Origin of the sequence: Bartonella jaculi, from assembly GCF_039543045.1 — a bacterium.
GTDB lineage: Bacteria > Pseudomonadota > Alphaproteobacteria > Rhizobiales > Rhizobiaceae > Bartonella > Bartonella jaculi.
Genome location: NZ_BAABIZ010000003.1, coordinates 123,907 through 136,555, shown reverse-complemented (window position 1 = coordinate 136,555; position 12,649 = coordinate 123,907). Strand labels below are relative to the sequence as shown.

The window sequence follows — 12,649 nt, the reverse complement described above, 5'->3', positions numbered from 1 at the left end:
AGATGATCAATCACCCAGCCGCTATTGATAATATTGCGGACGCGGAACAAATCCGCGTCCTTTTTTATGCAAGCAATCAAATGGTTCACGCACCTTTAAATAAGGTCATTGATCTTATCAAAAACGACCTACAGAACGATCTTTTAAGCGCTTTGACACAGTATCAAAAAGCAACAGAACAACGTCTTGAGATCATGCAAAAAACCATTGATGCTTTGCGCTTACAGTATCTCACTCTCCACACACAATCTCACGAACAAACGGATTAAGGAATGAAAGACCATGCCATTACCCTATCACACGCATATCTTTAAGCTTGAACCAGCAACAAAAGAAGAAGTCAAAGAAGGTGTTTTAGACAGTAAGGCGCTTGCACCCGTTTCAGTGGGCAGCGCAGCCGCTTATGGGGTGGAATATTTTGCAACGGCAGCTCAAGGAAAAAAAGCCGATGATGCGGTAGCTAAAAGAGATATTGGAGCCCTTGCTTACAAAGATAAGGTCACAATTTGTGATATTGAAGCAAGTGGAGAACCTCATGAAAATACGATTTTATCAGGGGATGGTTGGATAAAAATATCACCTTTAGGAATTGGTGATATGAGTGCGGTTACTTATGATCCCGACAATGTAAGATCAAATGTGTTTTCCATGGAAAATATGCATGAGGGTCCTACCAAAAAGATTTTGACAACAGAGGAAAGATCAAAGCTACAGTGGCTAAGTCCTACCCAGCCAACAATAGAAAAGTGGCATAAGGGAAGTGAAGGCGCTTATTATCCTATATCTCCGGCAGATCTCAAAAATACCATTCACTATTTTGTAGCATCAAAATCTTTTGGTATGTCAAGATTAGTCTATGATCCAGATCAAATAGCAAAAGATGCATTTGATATGGAGAATATGAAAGAAGGAAGCGAGCATCTTATTTTAACCCCTCAAGAGCGTGCACAAATTGCAAAAATTGATAAAGTTGAAAATGATGTCCAACATGCACAGGAAAGTGCACAACAAGGGATTCATATTGCAAGTGAAGCAAAAAATGTTTCGGATGTTGCATTAAATACAGCGAAAGATGCAAAAACAACGGCTGATGCAGCACAAAAAACAGGAGAAAGGGCACAAGCTGAGGCAAGTGTTGCACAAAAAAGCGCTACGGATGCAAAAGCTATTGCTGCTAAGGCGCAAACAATAGCCGATAAAGCCCAAGACACAGCACGCAATGTGCAGGAAAAAGTTGAGCTCATTCAACCTCTTGAAAAACAAGACTGGATTGATGGCACAAAAACAAGAGATGCGCTTATCTCACCTGCCGACCTCATGGCTTCGATTAAAGCCAATAGCTCAAACAATAGTGGTAGCGGCAATAATGGTGGCGGGGGGAACAAACCCATTGAAATTCTCATGACAGAAAGTGGCGATATCCCTTGGCCAGAAGGAATCAAGGATGACACTGATATTGAAATATGGGCTTGGGGTGGAGGTGGTGGAGGCGTTAAAGATGGCGGCGGCGGCGGCGGTCAATGTGTGCATATCAAAATAAAAGGCTCTGATTTAGATAAATTAAAAACAGTTTACATTGGTCGTGGCGGCAAAGGCAATGACAGTAACATTTTGTGCAATGGTGGCAGAACAATTATCAAAGGACTTCTTTCTGCAGAAGGAGGGTATTCCGTCTCTATGTCTTTAGTTAACTTTGGAGGAAAAGGCGGGGATGGAGGAGGAAACAGAGGGGGGATTAGTGGTGAGAGCTTTATTTTTTCTGGTGGGAATGGTGGAGGAAGTGGAATTGACGGAAAAAGAGCCGGTACTGGTGGAAGTTCGTTTCTTGGCGGCGGTGGAGGCGGTGGTGGTCAATGCAAGGGTTCTATCATGGGGCAAGGTGGTGAAAGTTATAAAGGTGGTAACGGAGGGAGAGGTGGCAAAGAATGTGGAGGCGGTGGCGGTGGATATTTCGACGGGAAACACGGCGGCGACAAAGTCGGCGGCGATGGTGGAGATGGTGCAATACTCATAAAGGTATATTTATAAGGTGAATTGAATAATGGCACGGAAAATAAATAAAAATTGTCTTGCTTGTTTAAAAAGATGGGAAGGTTTGCGCTTGCAGGCTTATCAAGATATCTCTGGTGTTTGGACGATTGGCTATGGACATACGGGAAAAGCTGGCAAACCAACAGTTATTGAGGGAATGGTGATTACAGAAAAAAAAGCTGAAACCATGCTTTTAGCAGATTTGCGGCAATATGAACAAGCTGTAGAAAAAGCAGTTGGTGTGATTTTAAATGACGAGCAATTTGGTGCTCTTGTTTCCTTTTGTTATAATGTAGGCATTCCAGCTTTTCAAAATTCTACATTACTTAAAAGACTCAACAAAGGTGATTATGAAGCGATACCTGCCGAATTGCAAAAATGGACCAAAGCAGGTGGTAAGCGTTTACAAGGTCTTGTCCACCGGCGTGCAGCAGAAGCAGGATTATGGGCGAAAGGCGCTTATGTTTCCTCTAATTATCAAACCGTGGAAACAAAGGATGCAACAGGTCTTTTTAAAGCAGAGGCATTGGCACCCATTATTGGTTCTTTCTCAGGTCTTGGTGGTTTTTTAGCAGGCAATGGTCCAGTGCAATGGGCTCTCGCTGCCATTATGGTTTTAGCAGCAGGTGCTGGTATTTTTTTTGTTGCTAAACGTTTTCAGGAGCATTGTTTATGATCTTATGGATAAAAAAAAATCTGATGCTAACAGGTGCGGCTTTAGCCGCTTTTTTTATAGTTTTAGCGAGAGTTTTTACACTTGGCAAAAAGGCTGAACAGCAAAAACAAACAGAGAATACTTTAAAGACAGCAATCACACGGTTTGAGGTAGAAAATGAAGTTAATCGGAAAAGTGATGTTGATGTGCGCTCTGAACTTTCTCGTTGGGTGCGCGATAAATAAACATGTCTCTTGTGTTGGTTGGTTGCCCATTTATTTAGACAAGAGAGATGTTCAGGTCATCAGTTCAAACTTAGCAAGAGAGATCTTAAAACATAATAAGCAAGGTGAACGCTTGTGTGGGTGGAAACATGGAAAGAAAACAAACGACAAAACACACAGAGCTTACAGAAGCGGAAAAAGAAATGCTTCAAGAAATGATTATTACCTACCAAAGTGTGAAAGTGATGTCGCGTTTTATGAAATGGATAGCATTTTTTCTTTTTTTGCTTATCCTTGATTTTGCCCGTCTTATGGATGCGATAGATAATGTCATTGCACATTTAAAACAGTGGTTCACCAAAAATTAGATGAATCAAATTTCTTCTCAAAATAGCTAAAAAAGCACTTCGAAAGGAAGTCCTTATTCACAACTTTTGAAGAAAGTCTCAAAAATATTTGTTAGAATCACAAAAATATTTTTTTCTAACAGGACTTTTAGAATGCTTACATTTTTTGGCAAAACCTTACGCAAACTTCGTATTGATCACTCAGAACGTCTTTTAGACATGGCTGAAAAATTAGATATATCTGTAGCATTTTTATCTTCAGTCGAGATTGGCAAAAGGTCTGTACCGGTTGGTATGGAAGAAAAGATCATAAAGCTTTATGCCTTAGATCAAGAAACAGCATGCATTTTAAGAAAAGAGGCTGATTCTTGCCGTAAGAGTTTCACAATAAAACCTTCTGATTCATTTGGGCGTGAAATTGCTGGCATGTTTGTCAGAAACTTAGAGAATTTTTCACAACAAGACTTAGAAAGATTGAAAAAATTGTTGGAGAAAGTTGGCAAAAAAAGATGTGCTCTGTAAAGGCACGTTGCAAAATCCTATTCCCGAACCTTTATTTATTTATCCCGCACCTTAAAAAAACACCTACAAAATCAATAAGTTATAGCACGATAAAAGTGCTGTGGCGGAGGGGGTGGGATTCGAACCCACGGTACAGTCTCCTGCACGCCGGTTTTCAAGACCGGTGCCTTAAACCGCTCGGCCACCCCTCCAAACTGAGTATGCTTTCTTACAAAGTTCTTGCAAAAGGTCAATCATTTAAATGTGTTTCTAAACATTTTTAATAAAATTATTTGAAAACCAATCAAAAATAATGCCGAATCCACTTTCTATTCGACTATTCGAGAATTCTGCTTAAATCAGCAATTTCATTTTAGGATGGGCAATTTTTTCAAATGGCAATAGAAGAACAACAGCTTCATGAAATAATTAACACCATAAAGGTGTAAAGATGATGTCACACTTCACGAAGTGGAGCGCCTTCTTTATCTTTATGTTCATTATCGACTTTGCCCGCATTATAGACGCGCTAGACAATATCTTCTCACACTTCAAAAAGTGGATAACAAAGAGTTAAAAAGTCCTGATTTGTAATGCTTTATAGATGAAAGTCTGAAAAATTTTGCTAGAATCACAATGAAATAATTATTCTTCTAACAGGATTTTTTTTAGATGCTAACACCCTTGGTAAAACCTTACGGAAACTCCGCATTAATCATGCAGAACGCCTTTTAGATATGGCTGAGAAATTAGACATATCTGTAGCATTTTTATCTTCTGTTGAGATTGGCAAAAAGTCTGTACCTGTTGGCATGGAAGAAAAGATCATAGAGTTGTATGCTTTAGATCAAGAGGCAGCAGAACTTTTGAGAAAAGAAGCAGATGCTTGCCGCACAAGTTTTACAATAAAGACTTCCAGTCCATTGAATCGTGAAATTATTGGCATGTTTTCTAGAACCCTAAATACTCTTTCACAAGATGAGTTAGAAGGATTCAAATGTATATTAGAGATGATTAACGAAACAAAAAGAAAACGCTACTGCTGTAGAGCAATGTTAAAAATCCTATTGCCAAACTTTTATTTTGGTATCCCGAACCGTAAAAATGATATATAAATACAGTAAGCTACATGGATAAAAAGAAGGTTTATCACTCTGGAGGAGAGATATAAATACATTATTCTCTCCTTTATGGGAAGGTATTTTATTGAAGTGTATTTGTGTTGTAAGATAAAGAGGAAATTTACGCATGTTTATGAGATGTTATGGACATCGTATCGTAATAGAAATAGTCTGTGAAAATTTAAACTCAGGGCTTTGGTTACATTAAAAGAACAGTGTACACTGAATATTTGGTTGTTATGAATCGGTCAAGGATATAATCGTGGATAAAACAAAAGCTCTCGATGCTGCTCTCTCACAAATTGAACGTTCTTTCGGTAAAGGCTCAATTATGCGTCTTGGGCAAAAAGAGCAGGTTGTTGAAATTGAAACAATTCCAACCGGTTCGTTATCTTTGGATATTGCTTTAGGTGTTGGTGGGTTACCGAAGGGACGTATTATTGAGATTTATGGACCAGAAAGTTCTGGAAAAACGACATTAGCTCTTCATGCTATTGCTGAGGCACAGAAGAGTGGTGGAATTTGTGCTTTTATTGATGCAGAGCATGCTCTTGATCCTATTTATGCACGTAAACTTGGTGTTGATTTAGAAAATTTGTTCATTTCTCAGCCAGATACTGGTGAACAAGCATTGGAAATTACCGAGACACTTGTTCGTTCCGGTGCGGTTGATGTGCTTGTTGTTGATTCCGTAGCGGCTTTGACACCACGGGCAGAAATTGATGGTGAAATGGGGGATGCTTTACCTGGGTTGCAAGCTCGGTTAATGAGTAAAGCGTTGCGAAAATTAACAGCAGCGATTTTTCGCTCTAACTGTATGGTGATCTTTATTAATCAAATTCGCATGAAAATAGGTGTGATGTTTGGTTCTCCTGAAACGACAACAGGTGGAAATGCTTTAAAGTTTTATGCTTCTGTTCGTTTAGATATTCGCCGTATTGGATCCATTAAAGATAGGGATGCGATCGTTGGTAATCAGACGCGCGTTAAAGTGGTGAAGAATAAACTGGCTCCTCCATTCAAACAGGTTGAGTTTGATATTATTTATGGTGAAGGCATTTCCAAAGTAGGTGAGCTGATTGATTTGGGTGTCAAAGTTGGCATTGTGGAAAAATCTGGTGCATGGTTTTCTTATAATTCTCAGCGTTTGGGACAGGGACGTGAGAATGCAAAGCAGTTTTTACGTGAACATGAAGAAATAGCTACAGAGATTGAGACGGCTTTGCGTCAAAATGCTGGTTTGATTGCGATTGAACTGTTAGAAAATGCAGGGTCGGAAAATACAGAAAGCGATGAGGAAATTTGATTGGAATGTTTGTTTGCTTGCAATTCCTTCATTTAAAATTTTTTCTGTTTTTTATTTAAAGATTTAAATTATTGAGATCATCTGCTTTTCAATTTTTTTAGAATAAATATTCTACTCTTTGATTAAATTGACTCTACGCATGGCAAAGAGAATATTTAACGAGGGGATTTTTATGGTTTTGCGCTATACTCTACAGGTATTAAAATGAATAGTGTCAATAATATTCGGTCAACTTTTCTGGATTATTTTCGTGTTAATGGACATAAAGTTCTTTCTTCTAGTCCACTTGTTCCACGCAATGATCCCACACTCATGTTTACAAATGCAGGAATGGTGCAGTTTAAAAATGTTTTTACTGGACTTGAACAGCTCCCTTATAAGCAGGCAGCAACAGCACAAAAATGTGTCCGTGCGGGTGGAAAGCATAATGATCTTGACAATGTTGGTTATACGGCGCGCCATCATACATTTTTTGAAATGCTGGGTAATTTCTCTTTTGGTGATTATTTTAAAGAAGAAGCCATTTTTTTATCATGGAATCTTTTAACAAAGGAATTTTGTCTTCCAAAAGAAAAGTTGTTGGTGACCGTTTATCATAGTGATGATGTTGCTGCTGAATTATGGCGTAAAATTTCAGGTCTTCCTGACAAAAAAATTGTTCGTATTGCGACGTCTGATAATTTTTGGGCGATGGGAGATATCGGTCCTTGTGGTCCTTGTTCAGAGATTTTTTATGATCATGGTGCTCAAATTTGGGGAGGACCACCTGGAAGTGAGGAAGAAGATGGTGATCGCTTTATTGAGATTTGGAATCTTGTCTTTATGCAGTATGAGCAGGTTGCTAAGGGAGAGCGTGTTGAATTGCCTCATCCTTCTATTGACACAGGTATGGGATTAGAGCGCATTGCCGCTGTTTTACAAGGTGTTCATGATAATTATGACATTGATCTTTTTCGTGCATTAATTAGTGCATCGCAAGAGATAACAGGGGTTAAGGCAACAGGTGATTTTGTTGCGAGCTATCGTGTGATTGCGGATCATCTTCGCTCATCGGCATTTTTGATTGCTGATGGTGTTCTTCCGTCCAATGAAGGTCGGGGATATGTTTTACGTCGCATTATGCGTCGTGCTATGCGCCATGCTCATCTTCTTGGTGCTAAAGAGCCATTAATGTGGCGTCTTTTACCTGCTTTAGTGCGTGAAATGGGACAAGCCTATCCTGAGTTGGTACGTGCTGAATCTTTAATTTCAGAAATTTTGAAGTTAGAAGAAATACGTTTTCGAAAAACTCTTGAACGAGGACTTGGTTTGTTGAATGACGCGAGTAACGATCTTAAGGAGGGGGATTGTTTTAATGGTGAAATCGCTTTTAAACTTTATGATACCTATGGTTTCCCGCTTGATTTGACGCAAGATGCCCTTCGGTGTCGTGGGATATCTGTTGATGTTGATGCTTTTGATAAAGCGATGGAACGGCAGAAAGCAGAAGCGCGTGCTCATTGGTCTGGTTCTGGAGAGGCTGCAACAGAGAAGATCTGGTTTTCTGTTCATGATCAAGTGGGGGCTACAGAATTTTTAGGTTATGAAACAGAAAAGACTGAGGGCATTCTTACAGCTCTTGTGCGTGATGGTAAACTCGTTGATCGTATTTCTTCAGGGCAGAAAGCTATTCTCGTTGTGAATCAGACACCTTTTTATGGCGAATCTGGTGGGCAAATTGGTGATAGCGGTATTATTTCTGGTGAAAATTTTGTTTTTGAAGTTCATGATACCCAGAGAAAGGGTGATGGTGTTTTTGTTCATATTGGAGAAGTGAAATCTGGTCAGGCAAAGACATCTGATTGTGTAGAATTAACCGTTGATGTTGTTCGTCGTAAGAAAATTCGTGCAAACCATTCTGCTACCCATTTATTACATGAAGCTTTGCGTCAAGTTTTGGGATCTCACGTTACACAGAAAGGTTCTCTTGTATCGCCGGATCGGTTGCGTTTTGATTTTTCTCATTCAAAACCCGTTTCTTCAGAAGAATTGAAAAAAATAGAAAATTTAGCAAATGATATTGTTTTGCAAAATAGTAAGGTAGCAACGCGTCTCATGGGCGTGAATGATGCAATTTCTGAAGGAGCAATGGCGTTATTTGGTGAAAAATATGGTGATGAAGTTCGCGTTGTTTCTATGGGAAACCAGTGTAAGCAGGGAGGATTAAAAAAACATTGGTCAATTGAGCTTTGTGGGGGCACACATGTAGAGAGAACAGGGGATATTGGTTTCATTCATATTATTTCTGAAAGTTCTGTGGCAGCTGGAGTTCGTCGTATTGAAGCTTTAACAGGAACAGCCGCGCGCCTGCATCTTAGCCGCCAAGATGAGCGAATTCATGAAATTGCTAATCTTTTAAAAACTTCTGCTTTTGGGGTGGAAGAACGTGTTCGTATTTTACTTGATGATCGTCGTAAACTTGAAAAAGAGTTGAGTGATGCACGCAAGAAAATTGCTCTGAATGGTGGGGACATGAAGAGTGGTCAAGAGGATATTGCCGTCATCAATGGTGTTTCTTTTATGGGACGGGTTGTTGGAAATGTTTTACCACGGGATTTGAAAGCATTAGTGGATTCTGGAAAGAAACAAATTGGTTCTGGAGTGGTTGCTTTCATCGGTGTTTCAGAGGATGGTAAGGGGAATGCTGTTGTTGGTGTTACGGATGATTTAACTCATAGGCTGAATGCTGTTGATCTTGTTCGTATTCTTTCAGGTGTTCTTGGAGGTCAAGGTGGTGGTGGTCGTCCTGATATGGCGCAAGCTGGTGGTCCTCAAGGAAATAAGGCCGATGAGGCACTTGCGGCACTAAAAGCTTTTCTTGAAGGATAATCTGTTTTTTTATTATTTGTATTACTGAACCTAGATCTCTTAAAGAGAGGAGGCTTTGTGGCTTCAATGCAATTCTTCCTTAAAGTGGGGTGTTGACTCTATGATGCCATGGCTTCATGCAAGGGGATTACGTTTTTATTCTCTTCTTTTATCGCTGGTTGATTGATTGTCAAACCACCGGCTTTTAAGAGTCTATAAAAGCGGCCGCCTCTTTCGATTAATTCTTGAAAGCTTCCTTTTTCAATTAAGTGACCATGTTCCAAAAAGAGCACAAGATCGGCATTGCGTACTGTGGAAAGGCGATGTGCTATAATAAAAGTAGTGCGGTTGTGACTTATACTCTCAAGGGCATCTTTAATGCGTTCTTCTGTTTCGACATCAAGAGCGCTTGTTGCTTCATCTAAAATAAGGATGGGGGCATTTTTTAAAACAGCGCGTGCGATTGCTAATCGCTGCCTTTCTCCACCTGATAATTGAGAACCCCGCTCGCCAATCAGTGTATCGTAACGATCAGATTTTTTCAGAATAAAATCATGGGCTGCTGCTATTTTTGCTGCTTGATAAAGTTCCTCATCTGTTGCGGTTGCTTTTCCTATTGAGATATTGTCGTGAATACTGCGATTGAAAAGGCCTGCCTCTTGAAACACTGTTGCTAAAGATTTACGTAAGGATTCGCGATTAATCGAGCGTATATTTATTCCGTCAATGGAGATGTGACCAAATGTAGGATCATACACACGCTGCAACAAATTAATTAATGTTGTCTTGCCAGCGCCTGTTGGTCCTACAATCGCAACAGTTTGCCCTGTCTTAACCTTAAATGAAATGTCAAAAACACCTTGAGAAGAATTTGGGAATTTATAGGTAACGTGATGAAATTCTATTGCACCTTTAACATTTTTGAGAGAAGGTAAATTTTCAGGTTCGTTGATATGAAGGGTTGAATCTTCCATTGCAAAGAATTCTTGTAGTTTTGCTTGGGAGGATACGGTTAAATTAATAAAACTGCTCATTTGATCTAAACGGCTAATCATTAATTGTGCAAATCCGACAAAAGCAACAACTTCACCTATACGCAATTGACCTTTTGCTACAAAAAAAGCCCCAAGTAGAAGGACACAAACTATTGAAATGGTTGAGGACATTCGGTTTAAGCCACTCGCAAGAGCCCACCAATTGAGAACAGGGTTTTGCGCTTTCAGAAGCTCATTTGTATGCTGATGCAATATAGAAGTTTCTTCTTTTATTCGGTTATAGCTTTGTACAATGGAAACGTTAGAGATTGAATCACTGATATGTTTAAAAAGGTTGTGATGATAACATTCTACAGCGGCTTGTCCTTCTTTTGTTTTTCGCATCACTAAACGTGCAATTAATACATAGATGATAGCGAGCACAAGCAAGACTGTTGAAAGACGCCAATTCATGTTAAAAGCTATGGGAATGAGAACGAATAATGCAACAAGAGTTGAGAGATGTTGACGCATAAAATCAAGCCATATGGTTGACATAGAGTCTACAGCGCGCAAAAGTATATGAAGAGCGTTAGAAGTTCCGCGCTGTTGATGCCAAATTAAGGGCATGGCGATGATACGCTCGAAAGATTCAATTAAAACAGTTAAGCGGCGCCTATGTGCTAAGCGGTCAGCGCCACGGGCAACAAGGACATAAGCAATGATATGTGAAAGCCCAAAAGATACCCAAATTGTGAGGGGAGGGATAATAGCTGATCTTTCTGCAATGGAGTCAATGACGCGTCCAAATAAAATAGGTTCTGCAATGGTAATAATAGCCAACATAACATTAGCAGTACAGATTAAAACAGATGCATTTTTTTCTTTGTTTAGATAAGTGAGGACACGAGCATACGTTTTGAATAAGGACACTGGTGATTATCTCCACTAGCTATTGCAAGTATAGGTTGTCGATTCTTAGAATCACTAAGCTTTGAGCTAATAAAATTTGAACGGTAAGAAAATGCAATTTTGGATACTGATTGTAATATGGCGTGATAAAAGCAACTCTATATAAGATATGACGCTTTGTGTTTAAAAAGATAGAGGCAAAAAAATTGGTAAATAAAATTATATTAATAAGGGAACTCTGATGGCAGGTATAGAAATAAAAAAGGTTGAGACAGATGAAAACGGAATGCGCTTAGATCGCTGGTTTAAAATGCACTATCCAGGACTTGGATTTGGATATTTACAAAAATTATTGCGTTCTGGCCAAATACGGATTGATGGTGGGCGTGTTAAAGCCGATACGCGTCTTCTCATGGGGCAGTCTGTTCGTGTGCCGCCTTTGCCTGTGAATGACAAGGAGAATTTTCCTTTGACGGATAAAACACTCCGTGGACAGGATGATGAAGTCGTTTTAAAAAAAATGCTGCTCTATGAAGATCCCAAAATTTTTGTTTTTAATAAGCCTGCGGGTTTAGCTGTACAAGGTGGATCTGGCTTGATCCGCCATGTTGATAGTATGCTTGAGGTGTGGCGCAATAAAAAAGGTGAAAAGCCAAGGTTGGTTCATCGTCTTGATCGTGAGACATCAGGTGTGCTTATTGTTGCACGGTCAAGGGGAGCTGCGCAGGCTTTAACGGCTGCTTTTAGAACACGGGAAACGAAAAAGACTTATTGGGCGTTGGTTCGGGGAGTGCCTCCAAAAAAACAGGATAAAATTTCAACATGGATGGTCAAGGATATCACTGCGCAAGGTGATAAAATGCGTGTTTGTGAACATGGAGAGCCAGATTCTAGCCATGCAGTTTCCTACTATCGCGTTTTAGATACCCGAGGGCGAACTCTTTCGTGGCTTGAAATGGAGCCTTATACGGGTAGAACGCATCAGCTCCGTGTGCATGCTGCTCATATGAATCATCCTATCATCGGCGATTCAAAATATTTTTTTTCTGATAGTAATTGGGAATTACCAGGGGGAATTCAAAATCGACTTCACCTTCATGCACGCCGTATTCGTATTCCTCATCCTTCAGGAGGGATATTGGATATTGTCGCACCTTTACCTCCTCATATGGTACAAAGTTTTAATCTTTTGGCTTTTAATGAGAATGATAGTGAGACAGAATAAGAGAAAAACTTTCACAGTTTATTCTTTTTAACCTGTCAAATTTTGTATAATTTTGTAAGGTGTAACTTGTTATGAAGAGGGCTTTTGCTAAGTTTGCTCGCCATTAGAAATTATGTTTTTTAGTTATGAATTTGGCGAATATCATTTACAATTTTTTCTACAGTTTCTTTATTCTATTATGCCGTAAAATATCATTGTTTAAGAGGATATAAGACAATATAAATTTCATACATCAGGTGTATTTTGTTGTTGGATATATTGACGAATAATGTCAATTGGCGTGCCTCTACAGCTACTCGCAAAGTAGCGTGGTGATCAAAGGTTATTGCTCCATAACTTTCTTTGATTGATAAGTTTTTTTCTATTTTAGCATTCTGTTAGAAATACCTTTTAAGTTATTGACACTTATAGATATTTCTGTTTTAGGTGGATAGTTAATTTGATTAATATCTTTAGCCAACAGAAATGAACACTTCTTTAAAATAAGAAAAACATAGTTTCAATTT

The 12,649-nt window shown here is 39.2% G+C and carries 11 protein-coding genes, 1 tRNA gene and 2 pseudogenes; 12 read left to right on the top strand and 2 right to left on the bottom strand.

Annotation, left to right across the window (positions count from 1 at the left end; genetic code table 11):
• The first annotated feature begins 2 nt into the window (after positions 1 to 2).
• From ABD915_RS02545 to ABD915_RS02515, 7 genes and pseudogenes are all read left to right on the top strand, one after another.
• Complete coding sequence (locus ABD915_RS02545) at positions 3 to 269, top strand: hypothetical protein (RefSeq protein ID WP_345114721.1); 267 nt, start codon at positions 3 to 5, stop codon at positions 267 to 269.
• 13 nt (positions 270 to 282) lie between these two features.
• Entirely contained in the window at positions 283 to 2,028 is a 1,746-nt protein-coding gene (locus tag ABD915_RS02540; protein ID WP_345114718.1) for a glycine-rich domain-containing protein, read from the top strand.
• A gap of 13 nt (positions 2,029 to 2,041) precedes the next feature.
• Entirely contained in the window at positions 2,042 to 2,707 is a 666-nt protein-coding gene (locus tag ABD915_RS02535; protein WP_345114715.1) for a lysozyme, read from the top strand.
• Positions 2,704 to 2,931, top strand: a complete 228-nt coding sequence (locus tag ABD915_RS02530; protein ID WP_345114712.1) for a hypothetical protein — start codon at positions 2,704 to 2,706, stop codon at positions 2,929 to 2,931. Before ABD915_RS02535 ends, ABD915_RS02530 begins: the two co-directional genes overlap by 4 nt.
• Positions 2,864 to 3,070, top strand: a pseudogene (locus tag ABD915_RS02525) (hypothetical protein); the annotation flags it as partial. The gene ABD915_RS02530 and the pseudogene ABD915_RS02525, both read left to right, overlap by 68 nt.
• Positions 3,060 to 3,278 carry a hypothetical protein gene (locus ABD915_RS02520; RefSeq protein ID WP_345114709.1) on the top strand — a complete coding sequence of 73 codons (219 nt, stop codon included), beginning with the start codon at positions 3,060 to 3,062 and terminating at the stop codon, positions 3,276 to 3,278. The pseudogene ABD915_RS02525 and the gene ABD915_RS02520, both read left to right, overlap by 11 nt.
• Positions 3,279 to 3,410: 132 nt before the next feature.
• Positions 3,411 to 3,779: a helix-turn-helix domain-containing protein gene (locus ABD915_RS02515; protein ID WP_208441652.1), complete on the top strand. Its 369-nt coding sequence runs from the start codon at positions 3,411 to 3,413 to the stop codon at positions 3,777 to 3,779.
• A 101-nt stretch (positions 3,780 to 3,880) separates the two neighbouring features.
• On the opposite strand, the gene ABD915_RS02510 is transcribed toward ABD915_RS02515, so the two are convergent.
• Positions 3,881 to 3,970 (bottom strand) — tRNA-Ser (locus ABD915_RS02510).
• Between the two features lie 183 nt (positions 3,971 to 4,153).
• Between ABD915_RS02510 and ABD915_RS02505 the strand changes: the two are divergent.
• The 4 genes and pseudogenes from ABD915_RS02505 (at position 4,154) to alaS (ending at position 9,053) form a co-directional block, all read left to right on the top strand.
• Positions 4,154 to 4,335: pseudogene (locus tag ABD915_RS02505) on the top strand (hypothetical protein).
• A gap of 70 nt (positions 4,336 to 4,405) precedes the next feature.
• Positions 4,406 to 4,873 carry a helix-turn-helix domain-containing protein gene (locus ABD915_RS02500; RefSeq protein WP_345114787.1) on the top strand — a complete coding sequence of 156 codons (468 nt, stop codon included), beginning with the start codon at positions 4,406 to 4,408 and terminating at the stop codon, positions 4,871 to 4,873.
• Positions 4,874 to 5,141: 268 nt separating this feature from the next.
• Positions 5,142 to 6,185 (top strand): recombinase RecA, encoded by a 1,044-nt coding sequence (gene recA, locus ABD915_RS02495; RefSeq protein ID WP_345114701.1) that lies wholly within the window; start codon positions 5,142 to 5,144, stop codon positions 6,183 to 6,185.
• A 204-nt stretch (positions 6,186 to 6,389) separates the two neighbouring features.
• Positions 6,390 to 9,053 carry an alanine--tRNA ligase gene (gene alaS, locus ABD915_RS02490; protein WP_345114698.1) on the top strand — a complete coding sequence of 888 codons (2,664 nt, stop codon included), beginning with the start codon at positions 6,390 to 6,392 and terminating at the stop codon, positions 9,051 to 9,053.
• 98 nt (positions 9,054 to 9,151) lie between these two features.
• On the opposite strand, the gene ABD915_RS02485 is transcribed toward alaS, so the two are convergent.
• On the bottom strand, positions 9,152 to 10,939 hold the full coding sequence (locus ABD915_RS02485; RefSeq protein WP_345114695.1) for a glucan ABC transporter ATP-binding protein/ permease: 1,788 nt from the start codon (positions 10,937 to 10,939) through the stop codon (positions 9,152 to 9,154).
• 220 nt (positions 10,940 to 11,159) lie between these two features.
• On the opposite strand from ABD915_RS02485, the gene ABD915_RS02480 reads away from it, so the two are divergent.
• Positions 11,160 to 12,143, top strand: coding sequence for an RluA family pseudouridine synthase (locus ABD915_RS02480; RefSeq protein ID WP_345114692.1), 984 nt, complete (start codon positions 11,160 to 11,162; stop codon positions 12,141 to 12,143).
• Positions 12,144 to 12,649 lie beyond the last annotated feature (506 nt).